16 protein-coding genes and 1 tRNA gene are annotated in these 18,925 nt (G+C 75.8%); 7 read left to right on the forward strand and 10 right to left on the reverse strand.

Annotated elements, in window-relative coordinates; genetic code table 11:
• Window positions 1-38: 38 nt before the first annotated feature.
• Window positions 39-914: a hypothetical protein gene (locus ACFRMQ_RS21500; RefSeq protein ID WP_380732128.1), complete on the reverse strand. Its 876-nt coding sequence runs from the start codon at window positions 912-914 to the stop codon at window positions 39-41.
• 42 nt (window positions 915-956) lie between these two features.
• On the opposite strand from ACFRMQ_RS21500, the gene ACFRMQ_RS21505 reads away from it, so the two are divergent.
• The 4 genes from ACFRMQ_RS21505 to ACFRMQ_RS21520 all read left to right on the forward strand — a co-directional run bounded on the left by ACFRMQ_RS21505 (window position 957) and on the right by ACFRMQ_RS21520 (window position 3,821).
• Window positions 957-1,532: a GNAT family N-acetyltransferase gene (locus ACFRMQ_RS21505; protein ID WP_380732129.1), complete on the forward strand. Its 576-nt coding sequence runs from the start codon at window positions 957-959 to the stop codon at window positions 1,530-1,532.
• A 160-nt stretch (window positions 1,533-1,692) separates the two neighbouring features.
• Complete coding sequence (locus tag ACFRMQ_RS21510) at window positions 1,693-2,427, forward strand: sensor domain-containing protein (protein WP_380732130.1); 735 nt, start codon at window positions 1,693-1,695, stop codon at window positions 2,425-2,427.
• Window positions 2,428-2,591: 164 nt separating this feature from the next.
• Entirely contained in the window at window positions 2,592-3,338 is a 747-nt protein-coding gene (locus tag ACFRMQ_RS21515) for a hypothetical protein (protein ID WP_380732131.1), read from the forward strand.
• Window positions 3,339-3,374: 36 nt separating this feature from the next.
• A complete protein-coding gene (locus ACFRMQ_RS21520) occupies window positions 3,375-3,821 on the forward strand; it encodes a GNAT family N-acetyltransferase (protein WP_380732132.1) in 447 nt (148 codons plus the stop codon).
• On the opposite strand, the gene ACFRMQ_RS21525 is transcribed toward ACFRMQ_RS21520, so the two are convergent.
• The 8 genes from ACFRMQ_RS21525 to ACFRMQ_RS21560 form a co-directional block, all read right to left on the reverse strand.
• A complete protein-coding gene (locus tag ACFRMQ_RS21525) occupies window positions 3,818-4,906 on the reverse strand; it encodes a hypothetical protein (RefSeq protein WP_380732133.1) in 1,089 nt (362 codons plus the stop codon). The two genes, ACFRMQ_RS21520 and ACFRMQ_RS21525, sit on opposite strands and share 4 nt — an antisense overlap.
• 438 nt (window positions 4,907-5,344) lie before the next feature.
• On the reverse strand, window positions 5,345-6,121 hold the full coding sequence (locus tag ACFRMQ_RS21530) for a hypothetical protein (protein WP_380732134.1): 777 nt from the start codon (window positions 6,119-6,121) through the stop codon (window positions 5,345-5,347).
• Between the two features lie 194 nt (window positions 6,122-6,315).
• Window positions 6,316-6,389, reverse strand: a tRNA-Met gene (locus tag ACFRMQ_RS21535).
• Between the two features lie 50 nt (window positions 6,390-6,439).
• A complete protein-coding gene (locus ACFRMQ_RS21540) occupies window positions 6,440-7,813 on the reverse strand; it encodes a PrsW family intramembrane metalloprotease (protein WP_380732135.1) in 1,374 nt (457 codons plus the stop codon).
• A 115-nt stretch (window positions 7,814-7,928) separates the two neighbouring features.
• Window positions 7,929-8,759: a tRNA (guanosine(46)-N7)-methyltransferase TrmB gene (gene trmB / locus ACFRMQ_RS21545; RefSeq protein WP_380732136.1), complete on the reverse strand. Its 831-nt coding sequence runs from the start codon at window positions 8,757-8,759 to the stop codon at window positions 7,929-7,931.
• Between the two features lie 95 nt (window positions 8,760-8,854).
• Window positions 8,855-10,090 (reverse strand): L-2-hydroxyglutarate oxidase, encoded by a 1,236-nt coding sequence (gene lhgO, locus ACFRMQ_RS21550; protein WP_380732137.1) that lies wholly within the window; start codon window positions 10,088-10,090, stop codon window positions 8,855-8,857.
• A gap of 91 nt (window positions 10,091-10,181) precedes the next feature.
• Window positions 10,182-11,762 (reverse strand): TROVE domain-containing protein, encoded by a 1,581-nt coding sequence (locus tag ACFRMQ_RS21555; protein ID WP_380732138.1) that lies wholly within the window; start codon window positions 11,760-11,762, stop codon window positions 10,182-10,184.
• A 430-nt stretch (window positions 11,763-12,192) separates the two neighbouring features.
• Window positions 12,193-13,620, reverse strand: coding sequence for an MFS transporter (locus ACFRMQ_RS21560; protein ID WP_380732139.1), 1,428 nt, complete (start codon window positions 13,618-13,620; stop codon window positions 12,193-12,195).
• A 785-nt stretch (window positions 13,621-14,405) separates the two neighbouring features.
• On the opposite strand from ACFRMQ_RS21560, the gene ACFRMQ_RS21565 reads away from it, so the two are divergent.
• The 3 genes from ACFRMQ_RS21565 (at window position 14,406) to ACFRMQ_RS21575 (ending at window position 18,120) form a co-directional block, all read left to right on the forward strand.
• Window positions 14,406-16,544 carry an asparagine synthase-related protein gene (locus ACFRMQ_RS21565; protein ID WP_380732141.1) on the forward strand — a complete coding sequence of 713 codons (2,139 nt, stop codon included), beginning with the start codon at window positions 14,406-14,408 and terminating at the stop codon, window positions 16,542-16,544.
• Window positions 16,545-16,790: 246 nt separating this feature from the next.
• Complete coding sequence (locus ACFRMQ_RS21570) at window positions 16,791-17,312, forward strand: universal stress protein (RefSeq protein WP_380732142.1); 522 nt, start codon at window positions 16,791-16,793, stop codon at window positions 17,310-17,312.
• Between the two features lie 103 nt (window positions 17,313-17,415).
• The gene (locus ACFRMQ_RS21575; protein WP_380732143.1) at window positions 17,416-18,120 is read left to right on the forward strand and encodes a DsbA family oxidoreductase; all 705 of its coding nucleotides are present in this window, start codon (window positions 17,416-17,418) and stop codon (window positions 18,118-18,120) included.
• Window positions 18,121-18,272: 152 nt separating this feature from the next.
• Here the strand turns inward: ACFRMQ_RS21575 and ACFRMQ_RS21580 are convergent.
• On the reverse strand, window positions 18,273-18,925 hold a 653-nt coding region (locus ACFRMQ_RS21580), incomplete at its 5' end, for an NPCBM/NEW2 domain-containing protein (protein WP_380732144.1).

An 18,925-nucleotide genomic window follows, 5' to 3' on the forward strand; every position in this document is an offset into this window, starting at 1 on the left:
GAGCGCACGCGCTCCGGGCCGGGGCTCCGCGCAGGCGCTCACTCCTCGGCGGGCAGCTGCGCCAGGTACGCCTCGATCTCCTCCTGGCCCGGCTCCGGCGCCAGCTCCGGGAACTCCGTCACCAGCAGCCGCGGCAGCCCCGGCACCGTCCACTCGCCGAACAGGTCGAGGGCCGCGTCGACCGCCGCCTCCTCGAACCGCCCGAAGTCCCCGGCCAGCTCGTCCGGCATCGGCCGGCCCAGCGCGGTCAGCTCGGCCAGGTTGCGGTAGCTGCGCCGCATCAGGCCCTGCTCCAGCAGTCGCCGCGCGCCGTCCGTGGCCATGCCGACCGACAGCGCCCGGCCCGGGCCCCAGCCCTGCTCGTCCGGCTCGTCCAGCCAGCCGGCCGGCACCAGCGCCTCGAACGCGGCCGACCGCTCCTCCGGCGCCAGCTCGGCGAAGCCGGACAGCCAGTCCCGTACGGCCTCCGGGTCCGCGACGTCCACCCCGTGCGCGCGCAGCAGCAGCGCGTACAGCCGGGGCCAGGTCACCAGATCGGCGCGGCGCAGCAGTCCGGCCGCGACCTCGCCCTGCCACTCGGCCTCGGCGTGCAGCCGCTCCTGGCGCTTGGCGTTGAGCCGCCGGGCCGCCCGCTGGTGGTCGACCAGCAGCCGGACGGCGTCGCCGTAGGCGAGCGGGTCCTCCTCGGGGGCGGGCTGGACGTACAGGTGGAGCCGCTCGTACAGCAGGTGCTCCACCGCGTCGGAGGTCAGTTCGGGCCAGCCGTCGCGCATCCTGCCCTCGCCCAGCTCCAGCAGCGCCAGCACCGCGCGCAGCGGCTCCTCGGCCACCGGCGCGCGGCCCTGCTCGGCCGCCCAGGAGAGCAGGTCGGCGGCCTTGGTGCGCGGGGCGAGCCGCAGGTCTTCGTCGTTCATAGTCCGAACGGTAGCCGCCGGGCGGGGATAGGGTCGGCAGCCATGGTCCCCGTACGACTCAGCGGCCCGCGACTGGCCATCCGCGAGTACCACCACACCGAGGGCGACGTGGCGGCGCTGCACGCGCTGTTCGGCGACCCTGAGGTCACCCGGTACCTCCCGTTCGGGCCGAGCGGGGTGGAGGACTGCGCCGACCAGGTCGAGCTCTACCTGGAGGAGGCGCTGGCGGAGGAGCGGGACACCTACCGGCTCGCCGTCACCAGGCTCGCCGACGCCGAGGACCCGAGGGACGCGCCGCCGATCGGGCAGGCCTCGCTCACCCTCGGCGGGCACCGTGCCGGGGACCTCGGCTGCGTGCTGGCCCGCGAGTGCTGGGGCCGCGGCTACGCGGGCGAGGCCGTCGGCCTGCTCTGCGGCTTCGCCTTCGGCGCGCTGGGCCTGCACCGGCTGACCGCCCGGACCGCCGTGGACAACACGGCCGCCGCCAAGGTGCTCCGCGGGCTGGGCTTCCGGCTGGAGGGGCGGCTGCGGCACGACGGCTTCAAGGACGGGGTCTGGTCCGACTCGTTCCTCCACTCGCTGCTCGCCGACGAGTGGCCGGGCCCGGCCGTCGGGTGACGGGGAGCGCGGCGGAGACGGGGGAGCGCTGCGGAGAGGGGGGTTAACCCCACCCTCGATCCGCCAGGCCTCCGCATCCCCTCCGACCTGCGCGTCCGTCAGACTGGACACCGTCAGCGGGACGAGCGACCGTCAGAACGAGGGGCCGGGGGCCGGGAGCATGAGCAGCAGCACGCAGGACCGGGCGTGGGACGCGCCGGACGGTCACCGGGAGGACCCGCGCCCGGCGGGAGCCCGCTCGACCGCGCGCCGGCCGGCCGCGTGGCGGGCGCCGTTCTCGGCCCACCACTACCGCGAGGTCGGCTACGCGCTCAGCGGCCTGCCGGTGGCGATCGCCGGTTTCGCCGTCTCGGTCGTCCTGTTCTGCTTCGGCCTCGCCACCTTCGTCACCGTCCTCGGCCTGCCCGTGCTGGCCGCCCTGACCAGCACGGCCCGCGGCTTCGGCCGGCTGGAGCGGGCCCGGGTGCGCGGCATGCTGGCCCTGGACATCCCCGGCCCGGAGCCGGTGCGCCAGGTCCGTCCGGGCGGCTGGGGCTCGGTCACCGCGCGGCTGGCGGACGCGGCCGGCTGGAAGGCCGTGCTGTACCAGGTGGTGATGTTCCCCTGGGCGGTGTTCAGCTTCGCGGTGACGCTGTCGTTCCTGCTGCTCGGCTGGACGCTGGCGCTCTACCCCGCGTACCACTGGGTCTACCGGACCTACACCCCCTGGAACGGGCTGCTGCTGTTCGACTACCGCGACGACGAGGGCATCCGGCACGCGTACGAGATCCAGTCGGTGTGGCAGATCGCCGGGGTCTCGCTCCTCGGGCTGCTGCTGGTCCTCCTCACCGTGCAGCTGGTCCGCGGCCTGACCAACGTCAACCGGGCCGCCGCCCGGGGCCTGCTCGGCCGCTGACCCCTCCGGCTCTCCCGCCTCCGGCCCGGCCCGAGCCCGGCCCGAGCCCGGCCCGCTCCCGGCCCGCTCCCCGCCTGCTTCCCGCCCGCTTCCCGTCCGAGCCCCGCCCCCGCCCCGGACCTCCTCCGGATGCGGGCGGGGCCGCCGCGTGTTCGGATGGCCGGGTGTCCGCCGCCGGCCCTTCCCCCGTTCCCCCGGACATCCTGGTCACCTCCCGTTCGCTGGACGAGTACTGCGCCCTGTTCGGCCTCACCCGGGCCGGGCTCGCGGCCCTGCCCGGGCCGGTGCTGGACTGCCCCGGCGGTGCGGCCGGACTGGCCGCCGAGGCGCGCGAGCTGGGCTGCCGGGTGGTCGCCGTCGACCCGGCGTACGCCCTGCCGCTGCCGACGGTCACGGACCGCGCCCTGGCCGCCCGGGCCGCGATGGCCGCCGCGATGGCCGCCCGCCCCCGGCTCTCCCCCTCGCCCCGCCCGTACCGGTCCGAGCGCTACCTGCGCAGCTGGGACCGCGCCCGCCGGCTGTTCGCCGCCGACTCGGCCGCCCACCCGCAGCGGTACGTGGCCGCCGAGCTGCCCCGGCTGCCCTTCGCGGACGGCTCGTTCGCCCTCACCCTGAGCGGGTACCTGCTCTTCGCCTATCCCGAACTCTTCGGCCCGGAGCGCCAGTTGGCCGCGCTGGTGGAGCTGGTCCGGGTCACTTCCGCGGACGGCGAGGTCCGGGTCCAGCCGCTGAACGACGGGTACGGCCGCCGCTGCGGCCACCTCGACCCGCTGCGATACGCGCTCGGCGAGCGCCGGATAGCCAGCGAGGTCCGACGCCTGCCCGGCGCGGTGGACGGCCGCACCCTCCGGGTCCTGGTGCTGCGGGCCGCCGACCGTCGCCGCCGGGCCGCTCTCCAGGTGCTCATGTAATAGTCGCTGTCGGAGGTCACCCCTATACTCGCCCGCATGACCGAGACGAAGATCCGGCGCGCCGACGAGACCGACGCCGACCGGCTCACCGACCTGATCCAGGCCTCCTCCGCCTACCACGGCGAGTACGCCCCGATGATCGACGGCTACCGGGTGACGCCCGAGTACATCGCCCGCCACGAGGTGTTCCTCGCCGCCGACCCGGCCACCGGCCGGCTGCTCGGTTTCTACTCCCTGATCCGCGAACCGGCCGAACTGGACCTGATGTTCGTCGCCGACGAGGCCCAGGGGCGCGGCACCGGCCGCGAACTGATCGGGCACATGCTGGAGCTGGCCCGCGGCGCCGGAATCACCGACGTCCGGGTGGTCTCCCACCCGCGCGCCGAGCACTTCTACCTGCGGGTGGGCGCCGAACGCGTCGGCACCTTCCCCGCCGCCGGGCGGATCACCTGGGACCGCCCCGACCTGCGCTTCACCGTCTAGGAGCTCCGGGAGCTCCCGGAGGGCTGGGCGGGCACCGGTGCCGCCGGGAGCCGGGACAGGATCTTCTCCGCCAGCCAGCTGCGGTCCGACCCGTACGGGATGCCCCGCGGATCGACCAGCTGCGCCGCCACGGCTTCCCGCAGCCGCCGCTCCCCGTCCGCCGGCAGCCGGGACAGCAGCCCCCGGGCGGCCAGCAGCGCGTGGTACTGCTCGAAGCCCGAGCGAGGGTGCTCGATCGCGTCCAGCACGCTCGACAGGTCCGCCAGCGCCGGGTCGCCCTGCATCAGCGCCAGCGCCTGGATCCGCAGGTCCTCGGAGCCGTCCGCGAAGAGGTCCCGCACCTGGTCGGCGGTCAGCGCCGAACGCCGGGCGGTCGAGCGGACCTCGGCCACCACGCCCGCCGGCCCGGCCGGCGGACCGGCGACGGGCGGCAGCTGTCCGGCCGGCCCGGCCGGGAGCTCCGCGCTGCCGCCCAGCAGCCCGAGCTGGCGCATCGCGCGGACCCGCAGGTCGTCCGCGCCCACCTTGTCACCGTGCCGGTCGCGGTCCTGCCCGGCCAGGAAGAGGTCCAGCGCCCGGTCGGTCTCGGTCAGCGCCTGCGGCAGCGCCAGGCGGGTCACCAGCCACCCGGCCAGGAAACCGAAGACCAGGAAGTACAGCACCAGCGCCGCCGCGAACGGCGCCGCGCCCTCGCCCCCGCCGAGCGCGGGTGCCAGCGCGGCCCCGAGGCCGTGCAGCCGCTCGCCGAGCGAGCCGAGCTGGGTCAGCCCGACGCCCAGCAGCACCTTGGTCAGCCAGTCCGAGACCTGCTCCAGATTGGTGTTCGGCGCGTACGAGCCCTGCGGCTCACCGGCGCCGCCGCGCACCCGGGGCACCCCGAACAGGAAGCCCATCGCGCCACCGAGCACCACCGAGGCCCCGACCGCCACCAGTCCGCCGCCGAGCGCCTGCCCGGCGTGCTCCCGGCCGAGCGCGAACAGCAGCAGTCCGAGCAGGCCCGTCCCGGCCAGCACCCCGGTGGCGGCCCACTGCGCCGTCCGCGCCGTCGCCGCGCCGCCCCCGCCCGGTCGCCGCACCCTCGCCATCGCCTACCCCCTGTGCCCGCGCCGCCGCGCTCCGGAACCCGCGCCGACTCTAGCGCCGCGGCGACGGTGCGAGAACGTCCCGACCCGAACCGCGCCCGCCCCCGGAAACGCCGAAGGGGGCCTCCGCGACCGTGCCGGAAGCTCCCCGGGAACGCAGACGGCCCGCGGGCTGCTCCTCCGCGCCGGCCCGTGCACTGGCCAGGCGCCGAGGCACCGGGGATGTACCGGTGAGCCCGCGGGCCGGGTGACTGCTGTGGATTTCGCCTGCCGGAGGCCAGGGGCCTCTCCCTGCGCAGGCAGGGGCGGCTCTAGCGAGCAGCCACCTCACGCATCCTGATGTAACTCAACTCAGGATCACCTCCCTTCAGTGTGCTTGCCAGCCTAGGCAGCGCTCCGGCGGGAGGCAACGGATTATTTCCGGGGCGACGCGGCCGCCGCTCAGGCGGCCTTCATCTGGTCCTTGAACTTGCTGAAGTCGATGGTCTGGTCGGCCGGCGGGGCCTGGACCGTCAGCGGCTTGTCGAAGTCGCTGAAGTTGATCTTGCCGTTGTTGTCCTTGGAGCCGGTGTGCTCGATCTGCACCGGGTAGGGCTTGCCCTCGGTGGCGACCTGGAGGGTCGAGACCTCGCCCTTGGAGTCGGTGGCCTTCAGGCTGATGGTCTTGACGCCGTTGACGGTGCCGGTGGCGCCCTTCTCGACCTTGTCGTTGGTGCCGGTCTCCGCGCCGATCTTCTTGGTGAACTCGGCGAGGTTGCAGACGCTGGTGAGCGAGCCCATCGACGGGTCGTTCTCGAAGCCGGTCAGGTAGCGGCCCTTGAACAGCTCGGCGGCCTTGGCGCCGTTCGGGCCGCCCATGTTGGTCCAGAAGGCGGTGTCCGGCTTGACGTACGAGGTCTTGCCGTCGCTGATGATCTCGAACTTGCCCATGCCGGGCATCGCCATGGTGCCGGTGCACTGGCTCTTGTTGTCGAGCGCCAGGTTCATCTCCATCGCGCCCCCGTCGGTGCCGACGGTGCCGGACATCTTGAGGGAGGTGGCGGAGGCCAGGGCTTCCTTGGCCTGCTTCTCGATGTCCTGGGCGCTGAGCTTGCCGGTGTCGAGCTTCTGCGCGGAGCCGGCGCCCTTGCCGTCGCTCGTGGAACTGCCGCACGCGGCGGTGCCGGCCGCCAGGACGAGGCAGATTGCGGCGGTACTGACCAGGCGCTTCGACAGCATGGGGTGCTTCCTGTCCGGGGGCAGGTCGAACAGCCCCCAATTCGGATGAATTTTTCCTCAGTATGGGTCAGGGCCCTGACAGCTGATCATCAGACTGGCCGCTGTTACAGCTTCGTGGCAGGACCGTGTTCCGCATGTGCCCGGGAACGCGAAAGGCCCGGAGGAAGAATCCTCCGGGCCTTTCGGCTACTGAGTAGCGGGGACAGGATTTGAACCTGCGACCTCTGGGTTATGAGCCCAGCGAGCTACCGAGCTGCTCCACCCCGCGTCGGTGAACACAACAATACGTGGAAGTCGCCGGGATGGGAAATCGCCTCCTCAGTCACCCCCGGTGACCGGTCGGCCCGGTTGCCACCGAGGCCGCCGGGAGCGCCGCTCCGGCCGCCGCCGTCGGCCGCGTGCCGAGTGCCGGGCCGCCCGGGACCTCGCCCAGGCTGCGAAGCAGACCAGCGCGGCGAAGCAGGGCACCATCAGCGCCGCGTACACCACCAGGAAGCCGTCCGTGCCGAGGTCGGCGGCGGCGTTCCAGGTGCCGTGCAGCACCATCGCCAGCAGCAGCCCGGTCGGCACCGCCAGCCGGGCCAGCCAGCGCCGCGCGGTGGTGAGGGCGACGGCCAGGCCGATCCCGGTGAGCGCGGTGAACAGCGGGTGGGCGAAGGGGGAGAGCAGGGCGCGGAGCACGAAGGTCTGCACGGTGCTGTCGAAGTCGCGCAGGCTGGGCGGGTCGCCGAGGCCGATGCTGTCCAGCCGCTGGCGCTGGTCGCTGCTGAAGGCCCGGCCCAGGTAGAGGACGTTCTCGGTGAACGCGAAGCCGCAGGCGGTGATCCCGCCGAGCACCACCCCGGCGGCCAGGGTGCGCGGTCGGGAGCGGTGGTGCGGCACGCCGCCGGAGGGCGGGGCCGGGCGCAGGTAGGGCAGCGGCCGCAGGTACGGGCGCGGCCGCGGCAGACCGCGGGTGTGCGGTCCGCCCGGACGGCGCGGGTGCGGGCGGGGGCGCCGGGGCGCGGGCAACCGGTGCAGCAGCGGCGCGCAGGGGCGCCCGGCGCGGCGGCCGTGGCAGCGCAGCCGCCGGCCGAGCGGGAGCAGGAGCACCAGCAGGGCGGTGGCCTTGGCGGTCTCCTCGATCACCGGGGTGGCGAGCCCGGTGCCGAGCGGCAGGCCGAACGGGCCCCGGTGCCGGGTCAGGTAGCTCGCCGTCCAGTTGTTGGCCAGGATGGCGACGGTGGTGGCCGCGCAGGCGCCCCAGGCGAGGCAGAACACCGTGTGCCGCAGCGGCACCCGGGCGGTGAGGTTGAGCCAGGCCAGGCCGCCGAGCACGAACGGCAGCGGCACCATCGCCAGGCCCAGGCCGACCAGCAGCCCCACCGTGCCGGTCTGCCGCTGGACCAGGTGCAGGATCAGCGCCCCGCACCCGAGCAGGGTCAGCACGGCGGTCGCGGTGACCGAGGAGACCGCCGCCGAGCGGCCGCGGGCCGGCGGGGCGGGTGCGGCGGGTGTGCCCGGTGCGGTGGCCGGGGCCGGTGGGGCGGAGGTGGCGTCCGGCCCGGGCAGCAGCCGGTGGGCCCGGTGCCTCCGGGGCCCCGGGATGGTCCGGGTGCCGCCGGTGCTCGGGACCGTCTCCGGTGCGTCGGCGGCGGCTCGAACGGTCGTCCGACCGTTCGCCCGGGGGCGGCCGCCGGACGGGCTGCCCATGCGGCACAGGGTAGGCCACGGCGGCCGTCCGCCGGGAGGATCCGGGACGAACCGGCGGCCCCGGGAATTCCCCAACGGCCGCCGGGCGTCGGCCCGTTCGAATGCCGCCGGTGGGTCAGCGGCGGCGGAACAGCAGGTCGTGGACGACGTGGCCCTTGGCGATCCCGGCCCGTTCGAACTTGGTGACCGGACGCCAGTCCGGCCGCGGGGCGTAACCCGGAACGCTGCCGTCCGGGTGGTCCGCGGGCTCCAGCCAGCCGGTCCCGTCACCCTCGGGGTGCAGGTTCTCCAGCTCCGGCGAGGCGGACAGCACGGCCAGCATCTGCTCCGCGTACGGCTCCCAGTCGGTGGCGCAGTGCACCAGGGCGCCGGGGGCGAGCCGGGGCAGCACCAGGTCGAGGAACTCGGACTGGACCAGCCGGCGCTTGTGGTGCTTCGGCTTGGGCCACGGGTCGGCGAAGTAGACCCGCAGACCGGCCAGCGAGGCGTCCGGGAGCATGTCGCGCAGCAGGATCACCGCGTCCCCGGCGGCCGTCCGGACGTTCCTGGAGCCGTCGCGCTCCAGCAGGCCGAGCAGGTTGCCGTGGCCCGGGGTGTGCACGTCGGCGGCGAGGATGCCCGTCTCCGGGTCGGCGGCGGCCATCGCGGCGGTGGTCTCGCCCATGCCGAAGCCGATCTCCAGGGTCACCGGCAGTCCGCCGAACAGCTCGCGAAGGTCCAGCGGGCTGCCGTCGATCGGGACGCCGTACGTCTCCCAGCCGCGGTCCAGGGCGCTGGCCTGGGCGTTGGTCATCCGGCCCCGGCGCGGCTGGAAGCTGCGGATGCGACGCTCGCGGTGCTGGGCCTCGGTGGCCTTGTGCGGGTACATCGGCGCGGGGTAGGCGGCCGGCGCGGCGGACAGCCGGGCGGACGGCGAGGGCTGGGGGATCGGGGCGGTGGCAGTCACAATCAACCGAGTCTACGGGGCTGCCCGGGCTCTCCCGCAGGGCCTGTGACCGGGCTCATCCGACGGGACACGCCGTCGCTCACGAGCCCCGCCGTTCACCCGCCGGCCTCCAGCGCGGCCAGGGCACGGCGGGCCACCTCGCGCCCGATCGGCAGCGAGGCCGTGGCGGCGGGCGACGGGGCGTTCAGCACGTGCACCGCGCGGCGCGGGGAGCGCGGGTCGTCCGGGTCGAAGCCGGCGAAGGCGAAGTCGTCCAGCAGCGAGCCGTCCCGGGCCACCGCCTGCGCCCGCACCCCGGCGGCGGCCGGCACCAGGTCCTCCGGGGTGACGGCGGGCAGCAGCCGCCGTACGGCCGCGGTGAACGCCCGCTTGGACAGCGAGCGGTGCAGCTCGCCCAGCTCGTACCGCCAGTGCCGGCGGGCGATCCGCCAGGTGCCGGGGAAGGCCAGGGTGGCGGCCAGCTCGCGCGGGCGGACGGTGCGCCGGTCGTAGCCCTCGCGGGCCAGCGCGGGCACCGCGTTGGGGCCGACGTGGACGTCCCCGTGGATGCCGCGGGTGAGGTGCACGCCGAGGAAGGGGAAGGCCGGGTCGGGCACCGGGTAGACCAGGCCGCGCACCAGGCCGCGGCGCCGCTCGGCCAGTTCGTGGTACTCGCCGCGGAACGGCACGATCCGCACCCCGGCGTCGTCCCCGGCCAGCCGGGCGATCCGGTCGCTGTACAGCCCGGCGCAGTTCACCAGCACCCGGCAGCGCAGTTCGCCGGCGGAGGTCCGCAGCGTCACCCCGTCCCGGCGCCGGGCCACGGCCAGTACCTCGCTGCCCGGCCGCAGTTCGGCGCCGGCCTCGCGGGCCAGCCGGGCGTACGCGGTGGCGACGGCCGGGAAGTCGCAGATGCCGGTGGTGGCGACGTGCAGCCCGGCCGTCCCGGTCACCTCCGGCTCGTGGCGGGCGATCCCGGCCCGGTCCAGCTCGGTGACCGGGATGCCGTTGGCCCGCCCGCGCTCGGCCAGCGCCGCCAGCCGGGGCAGTTCGTCGGCGTCGGTGGCCACGATCAGCTTGCCGGTCACCTCGTACGGGATGCCGTGCTCGCGGCAGAACGCCACCAGTTCGGCGGCTCCCGCGACGGCGAACCGGGCCTTGTACGAGCCGGGGCGGTAGTAGACGCCGCTGTGGATCACCCCGCTGTTGTGCCCGGTCTGGTGCGCCGCGAAGCCGGGCTCCTTCTCCAGCACCGCGATCCGAGGCCCGGGCCTGGTCCGGGTCAGCGCGTACGCCGTGGCCAGTCCGACGATGCCGCCGCCGACCACCGCCACGTCGAAGTCGTCCGCCACCGTCCGCTCCTCGCCCTCGCCCGGCCCGCCGTGGCCGATGCTGCCACGGTGGGCCGGGCGGGTCGAGGGCGCCGTCGTCGAGGGCGTCGGCTCACTCCTCCCAGGGCCAGCGGGTGCCGTTCGCCCCGGCTTCCAGGAGCGGGATCAGCCGGAAGGCCGCGTCGCTCAGGCCGCCGAAGGTGTGCCGGTTGCCGCCGCCGCTGGGGCCGTGGCCCACGGCGTAGCCGGCCAGGTTCCAGGTGTAGACGGGCACCCGGGCGGGGACGGCGGCCAGCGGGTCGCCGCCCCAGCGGCCGGGGCCGGTCTGCTCGTCGGTGACGATCACCACCCGGTCGTGGCCGCGGTAGTGGGCGCGGACGGCCTCGGCGGTGTGGGTGCCGCCGAGGTTGGAGAAACGTTCCAGCACCCGCAGCACCGCCTCGCCCGCGGCGACCTCGATCACCCGGCTGCCGGTGCCGAACTCGACCAGGTCCGCCTCGGCGGCGCGGACCTTCAGCGCCGTGCCGAAGATCGCCGCGGAGTCGGCCCGGCTGAGGTCGGTCGGACCGCCCGAGCGGTCGAACATCGAGCCGGAGCGGTCCACCAGGACCAGCGTCCGCCCGGGCAGCTCGGGCACGTTGGCCAGCGAGTGGCCGAGCGCGGTCTCCAGCGCCTGCCCCCAGCGCGCTGAGGGCGTGTTGCGGTGCGCGGCCAGGTAGCGGAACGGGAACTGGCGTGAACGCCGTACCTCGCCCCGGTCGGAGATCCGGCGGGCCACGTCGGCCGCGACGGCGTCCGAGACCCCGGCCCGGTCGAAGTTGCGCAGGTTGCGCACCAGCGCCATCGGGCCCATCGACGGGATGACCGCCTCCCAGACGGCCGCGTCCAGCGGGCCCTGGAGCCAGCCGGCCAGCGCCTCCCAGGTCAGCCCGGCGGCGGCCAGCCGCTCGGCGCCGTCCTCGGCGGTCACCGCCGCCCGGCGCTCCTCGACGGGCAGCGCGAGCAGCTCGCGGTTGGCGGTCAGCAGCCGGTCGGCGACGGGCGGGACGGCCTCCTCCGGCCGGTGCCGGCGGTCCAGCGCGTGGGCGAACAGCGCGCCCTGCCAGGGCTTGTGGGGGTCCGGCGAGGGGTGGGTCAGCTCGATCACGTCGCCGAAGCGATAGGCCTTGCCCGGGGTGTCGTACTTGAGCAGCGAGCGGGCGTCGTACAGGCGGGGGAGGGCGTCCGCGATGCCGCGCTTGAGCGGCTTGGGCAGCGCCCGGCCGTAGCGCGAGGTCCAGTAGGCGAGCAGTTCGCCGGGCTCGTCGGCGCGCCGCAGCACCGCGGCCACGACCTGCCGGGAGTGACCGGGGGCGCCCGCGTCCAGCCGGGCCCGGGTGAACTCGGCGGCGCCGACCAGGGCGGCGGTGCGCATGTGGGCGCCGTAGCGCAGCCAGCGCAGCAGCCCGAGGGTCCACTCCGGGTCGGTGACGGCGAGTTCGCGCACCAGCGCGGTGTAGCGGTCGTCGCGCTCGCCGCCGCGCTCGTGGAAGGTGTCCTTGCCGACCGTGTTGGCGAGCGCCAGCAGGAAGAGCTCGGACCTGCGGTCCCGGACGAAGCCCGGGCCGCCGTTGTGGTTGACGGCGCGCTCGCCGGTGGTGACCACCGGCGAGTTCGGACTCGCCTTCGCCTTGCGGAAGTCGAACCTGGACATGCGGAAGCCTCCCCCGGCCTGCGGGTGTCGGTGGGAGGGAGGCACGCACGCCCCGGCCGGGGCACCCGGGGCCGACACGGCTGACGCGGACCCGGGCACCCCGTGGAGCGCTGCCTCCCGAGATCAGGAACCGGGCTGCGGTCGGGGTGCTTCACCGCGCCCCATGGGGGCACTCCACAGAAGTAACCGCCGCCCTCGCACCGGGAGTGCGGACGAACTGTTCACGTATGGGTGTCCAGAGATCGAGGACGGCTGAGGTGACGAAGCTGCTCTGGCCGCTGAGCTACACCGGCCCGAAGCCGGTGACGGGATTCGAACCCGCGACCTGCCCATTGAGAGTGGAAGTAACCTCTGCCTGCGCACCTGGACGAGAGAAACCCTAGCGAGGTCCCGCCCGAAGGCGCATCCGGTTTACCGTCGGCTCCGGCCCTCAGGCCTGGGCGACGGTCACCGACCGGGCCCGCTCGGTCAACTCCCGCACCCGGCGTTCGCCCTGGAAGGGCTCCAGCCGCCGCAGCATCTCCACCACGTACTCCCGGCTGCGCTGCGAGGAGATCCGGCCGGCCACCTCGACCGCGCGCTCGCCGGCGGCGACCGCGGCGTCCAGGTCGCCCGCCTCCGCCTCGGCCATCGCCGAGACCACCAGCCGCAGGCCGTGCGAGCGGACGAAGCCCTCGGTGGGCGTGGCGAGCGCCTCGCGGGTGAACTGCCGCACCTTGGAGGGCACTCCGAGGTCGCGGAAGCACTCGGCGGCGTCGGCGGCGAGCCGGTCGTAGGCGTAGAAGTCGATCCACGCCGGATCGGGATCCCCGGCGCGCGCCCGTTCGAGCGCGCTCTCCGCCGCGCCGAGCGCGGTCGCACACGCCGCGGCGTTGCGGGCCTTGGCCTGGGCCCGGGCCTCCACCAGGTGGAAGAAGCTCATGGTGCGGGCGGTGGCCAGGCCCCGGTTGCGCTCCAACGCGGCCTGCGCGAGGTCGACCGCCTCCTCGGCGAAGCCCCGGTAGCCGGCCTGGAGGCTCATCGAGGCCAGCACGTAGCCGCCGAGCGGCACGTCGGCGGCGGCCCGGGCGAGCCGCAACGCCTGGATGTAGTAGCGCTGGGCGGCCTCGTGCTGACCGGTGTCGAAGGCCATCCACCCGGCCAGCCTGGTCAGTTCGGCCGTCGCCCCGAACAGCGCCCGGCCGACCGCGTCGCTGTACGAGGCGAGCAGCAGCGGCGCCGCCTCCACCCGCAGGCACTCCGGCACCATCGACGAACGCCAGTCCCCGCCACCGTACTTGGAGTCCCAGCGGCGGGCCTCGTGGGCGGCCTCGCGGAGCTTGGCGGCGTCCGAGTGACCGACCCGGTAGGAGGAGGCGTCGGAGGGGGAGCGCGGCACCTCGCGGGCCACCGAGCCGTCCGCCGGGGTGATCAGCCAGCGGGAGACCGGGGTCGCGTAGGCGGCGACCGAGAAGGTGCCGGCCAGGCTGTCGCTCCAGCGGCCGCCGCCGGGGCCCCGGCGCAGGTCGAGGTCGACCCGCCACAGGTCGGTCGCGGAGCGGACCGCGTCGGCGACCTCGCGCGGGAAGGCCAGGCCGAGTTCGGGCGCCGGGTCGGTGTCGCCCAGGCCGATCTCCTCCAGCGGGACGGGCCGGCCGAGCTTGCCGCCGATCGCGGTGGCGATCAGGTGCGGGACGGGCCCCTGCGGGACCATGCCCTTGCTGACCCAGCGGGCCACCGAGGTCTTGTCGTACCGCAGGGTCAGCCCGCGCTGGGCGCCGAGGTCGTTGACCCGGCGGGCCAGTCCGGCGTTGCTGATCTGGGCGAGGGTCAGGAGCGTGCCGAGCCGTTCGTTCGGTCCTCGTGGGCTGACGGTCATGGTGGCGGCGGCACCTCCTGCGGCCTTGTGCGCGGGGCCCGGGCGGCACCGGGCCGTAGCTGCTGTACCTAGAGTAGTCGGACGCGTTCCGACGGTTAAGAGGTCGCATTCCGGATGGCGGGATCGTGCACTCGCCGGTGTCGTGGGGGAGTTGGTCCGGACCACTCGGATCAGGACGGCCGGACGGCGCGCCGGAGTCCTGTGCTCCGGTCCCGTGTTCACGTGCGCCCGGCCGTGCTCCCTGGTTCGACCGGCTGGTCGGCGATTCGCTGGTGGCCGTGGGTCGGCCTGCCGTCGAGGACCCGGCAGGCCGAGGGAAGCCGCCGCCTCAATCCCCGCGGGCGGCGGTGAGGTCCGGGAGGGCGTGCGGATGCCCTCCCGGGCCGGGCGACGTCTTTCGGCCATCTCGCGATGCCCATGTCAAAGGCGTCGCGGGCGGTCCGGGCCGGGGAGGGGGAGGCCCGGCCCGTCTCGACCCCCGGATTCGAAGGTGATCGAACTCGCCCCGGACACAAGGGACTTGCCGACCCATGGTGAGCGGCGTCGGCGAGCCCGCTCCGGCCCGCGCGGACGCCGCCACCGTCGGGCGCGCGCTTCGAACGGAGGCGGAACCCGGAAACACCGGCCACGGCGGCATCCCGCGGTGGCACGATGTCTCCTGACGGTGCGTCGAGCTGCGGGGGCGCGCCGGGACGCGCACGGGCCGCCACGGCACACCAGCCCGGCCGCCCGGCGGGCGGCGAGCGCGCGGGCACGGGTGCAGGTCCTCGTCCGGTGGAGGCGCGATGCGGTGGCTGACGGGCTGGTGCACGGGCACGCCGAGCGCGGGAAGCCCGGCGCACGAGGCGCTCGGCGGGATCACCCCGATCGCCGCACGCCCCCTGTGGGCCGGACCCGACCCGCTCTGGGCCGTGGGCGACTGGCGCCCCGAGGAGATCCGCCTGGTCACCCTCCGCCCCGGCGCCGCCGCCGTGGTCAGCACCGGCCCCACCGCCCCTGATCGGGCCGCGGACACCCCCGCGACCTCCAGGCTCGCCGTCCTCGGCCACTGCGGAGCCACCGACGCCGAACTCGCCGCCGGCCTCGCCGCCGCCCGCGGCGGCGCCGTCCGCCACCTGACCGCCTGGCCCGGCAGCTACACCGTCGTGCTGCGCGCCGGCGCCCGCTCCACCCTGCTGCTCACCGACCTCGCCGGCGCCCGGCCCGTCTTCCACACCCCGTGGGGCGGCGGCACCGCCTACGCCACCGCCGCCCTGCCGCTGGCCGACCTGGTCGGCGCCCCGCTGGACACCGGCCACCTCGCCGCCCGGCTCGCCTGCCCGGAGTCCCCCGAGGCGCTCGGCGGCGGCACCCCGTACCTGGGCGTCGAGCGGGTGCCGCCCGGCCACGTGCTCGGCCTCCGCGACGGCCGCCCGTACCTGTCCGGCTACGACGACCCGGCCGGCGCCGAGCAGCCGCGCGACGAGGCGCCCGCCGTCCGCGAACTCACCCGTGCCCTGCTGGAGTCCGTGCGCTCCCGGGTCCGCACCACCACACCGGTCCCCGACCCGGCCGGGCGGGCCCGGCTCGGCGTCGACCTCTCCTACGGAACGGCCTCCGCGACCGTCGCGCTGCTCGCCGCCGCGGTACCACTGCCGCCGGTGCCGGCGGCAGCCGCGGCCCCGGAGGCGGACCGGGCGGCCGCGGCCAGGAACGGTGCGGTCAAGGGCTCCTGGGCCCGCGCCGCCGTCCAAGAACCCTCCGCCCCCGAGCAGTTGGCCGCCGTCACGCTCGGCGAGTCCGGGTCCCCGGCCGGCCTCGCACTCGCCCCCGACACCCCGCGGCTGCGGCACACCGTGCTCGACCCCGGTCCGGACGCCCTCCCCTACACCGGGCTGGGCGACGACCCGCAGACCGGCCGGCTCACCGACGAGCCCGGGCCCGAACTCGTCGCCGCCGCCCGGGCCGAGGCCCGGTTCGACGCCGGCGGCACCGACCACCTCACCGGCTACGGCGCCCGACAGGTCCTGGACGGGCACCCGGCCCGGCTCGCCGACCTCATCCGGGCCCGGCGGCCGCGCGAACTCCTGCCCCCGGTCGCCGCACTGGCAGGCGCCGACCGGGCGACCGCGGGCGTCCTCACCGGCGCCCTGCGCACCCCGCTCACCGTGGTCCGGGCCGCCCACCGGCTCTCCCGGGTCCGCTACGCCGAGGCGCTGGACGAGGCGGCCGCCAGACTGACCGCCCGGCACGTCCCGGACGGCGGCGGCACGGCGGGGGCCCGTTCGGCCGTCGACCTCGTCTGGTGCGTGCCCGGCCCGGCCGCCCGCTGGCTCTCCGACGAGGCGCTCTCCGCGGTGGCCCTGCGGCTCCGCCTGGCGGCGCGCAAACCGGCGCCCGAGGAACACCCCGGCGCGCACCGGGCCCGGCACGCCCTCTACCGGCAGGCGCGCTCCTTCCGCACCCTCGTCCACGCCGCCGAACAGCCCGGCCAGCGGCTGCACGCGCCCTTCCTCGACAACCAGGTGGTGCGCGCGGCCCGGCTGCTGCCCGACGACGTCCGCCTCCAGCCCGGCGCCCGGCACGCCCTGCTGCGCGCCGTCCTCACCGGCGCCGGCCGCACCGACCTGCCCCCCGACTGGGGCCGCGGCCCCCGCCCCGACCGCACCGCCCCCACCCGGGCCGGCCTGCGCCTGGCCGCCGACGGCCTCGCCGAACTCTTCGACGCGCCGCTGCTCGCCGAAGCCGGCCTCATCGACCTCCCCGCCGTCCGGGCCGGCCTCGCCCGATCCGCCGATCCCGCCACCCCGGTCTCCGCCGCCACCCTCGCGGGCCTCGCCGACCTCGTCTCCACCGAACTCTGGCTCCGCCGCGTCCACGCCCGCCGCCACGGCGCCTGCTGGACGGGCCTGCCCGGCCCCCGCCAACCGGCCCTCACGTCCTGAGCCGGGCTCCCGCGCTCCCGGGCTGCCCCTGGCCCTCGTCCCGGCACCGGCCTCGTCCCGGCACCGCCCCCGGGGCCGCTGACCCCGCCGCCTCGCCGGGGTGCCGCGGGCTCCCGCGTTCCTCTCCCCGCCCGCGCGGCGTCGGCGCCCCTTCTCCGCCCGTCCCCTGCGGCGCGGTTGCCGGGTGCCGGCCGGCGGGCCGGTGATGATGACGGGGGTGTGGACCCGGGGCGAGGAGGACGTGCGGTGGCCGGTGGGAGCGCGGGGCGGGAGGTGCCCGTCGTGCTGTCGGTGCTCGGGCGTCCCCCGGCGGGGCGGCCGCCGGGGGTGCTGGCGGCGTGCGACGGGTCGGACGGGTCGCTGTGGGCGTTGGACCGGGCGATGACGGAGGCCGAGGTGTTCGGCCTGCCGCTGTACGTGCTCGCCGTGGTCAGTCCGGCGCCGGCCGGCTACCCGCCGGGGATGGCGGAGCTGGTGCAGGAGAGCGTGGAGACGCTCGTCGAGAGCATGGCGGACGGGCTGCGCCGCTCGGTGGCCGCCGTGCAGCGGCAGCGCTCCGCCCCCTACGCGGGGGAGCTGTCGCTGCACGTGGTGCTGGGCAACGTGATCGAGGTGCTGCTGGCGGCGGCCGCCCGGCAGCACACGCTGGTGATCGGCACCCGGGGCAACGGAGGCTTCTCCCGGCTGCTGCTGGGCTCGGTGAGTTCGGCGGTCGCCCACCACGCGGCCTGCCCGGTGCTGGTGGTCCCGGCGCCGCCCGCGACCTGACCCGGCACGGAGGACGTCCGGGGCGGTGCCGGGAATGTGCCGAGATGGTTCATCGTTCGCCCATCTCGTACCCATCCGACGAAACGCCCCTGGAGCCACCCGCATGAAGGTCGAAATCTGGAGCGACATCGCTTGTCCGTGGTGTTACATCGGCAAGCGCCGCTTCGAGCAGGCCCTGGCGGAGTTCCCGGGCAAGGAGCGGGTCGAGGTCGTCTACCGCCCGTACCAGCTGGTCCCGGACGCCCCGGCGACGGCGAGCCCGCACCGCGCCTGGCTGGCCGAGCGCTACGGCCCGCAGTCGGTGGCGATGGACGCGCAGGTCGCCGAAATGGGCCTCGCCGAGGGCATCACGTACGACTTCGACGCCGCGCTGCACGCCAACACCTTCCTGGGCCACCGCCTGCTGCACCTCGCCGAGGCCGAGTACGGCCCGGCCGTCCAGGCGCGGCTGAAGGAGGCGCTGCTGAAGGCGCACTTCACCGACGGCGTGGACGTCGGCGACCGTGCCGCACTGACCGACGTCGCGGTGGCGGCCGGCCTGGACCGGGCGCGGGTGGCCGAGTACCTGGCGGGGGACGAGGGCACCGCCGAGGTCAACGCCCAGCTGGCCGAGGGCCGGGAGCTCGGCATCAACGCCGTGCCGACCTTCGTCTTCGAGGGCAAGTGGGCGGTCCAGGGCGGCCAGGACGCCGAGACCTTCCGCAAGGTGCTGGAGCAGGTCGCCACCGAGATCGGTGAGCGCCGCCCCGCCCCGATCCAGGTCGCCCCGGCCGGCGAGGCCTGCGCGGACGGCTCCTGCGCCATCTGACGGCGGGACACACGCGTACGCGCCCGCACGGCGCCGCGAGCCCGAGGCCCGCTCCAGGACTTTCCGGAGCGGGCCGCGGCCATGTCGCGAGGGGGCTCACGCCACGAGCGGGTCGCCGTCACGAGCGGGTCGCCGCCATGAGCGGGCTCCCGTCACGAGCAGCGGAAGCGGGCCTGCGCCCAGTCCGCGACGTTCAGCGCCGACCAGATCCCGTTCACCGGCGTGACCACCAGCTTGATCGACTTCTGCCCGGCCAGCGGCACGTGCACCGGCACCGCGCGGTCGCCGGTGGCGAGCGTCCGGGAGCGCCACAGGGTGCTGCCGTCGCCGCCCAGGACGGAGAAGACGACTCCGCCCGGCGAGAGCGTGGCGTCGTCCACCCCGGCCACCGCGTCGAAGGACGCGCACTCGCGGTTGAGGTCGATCACGGTGGTCGCCGGAGCGTGCACGGTGATCGCGTGCGAGTGGTAGCTGCCGCCGATCCAACCGCCGTCCCGCTGCCAGAACTTGTCGCTGCCCTTCTGCCGGATGCTCGGCTCGGGCGGCGGCACCCGGTTGTTGCCGGGCTTGACCACGGGCATCGCGTTGGCCCAGTAGTCGCTGAGCACGGGCGGCGTGGGCGTGGGCGTGGGTGTGGGCTTGGTGACGGTCGGGGTCGGCAGCGTCGGCACGGTGGGCGTCGGGACGACCGGCACGTCGGGCGTGGGCAGCGTGGGCAGCGTCGGCAGGGTCACGACCGGGGGAGTGACGGCCGGCTCCGGGGCCTCCGGGCCTCCGGTCGCGGGCGTGCCGGGCGCCGGTGCTC

Origin of the sequence: Kitasatospora sp. NPDC056783 (assembly GCF_042789895.1) — a bacterium.
GTDB lineage: Bacteria > Actinomycetota > Actinomycetes > Streptomycetales > Streptomycetaceae > Kitasatospora.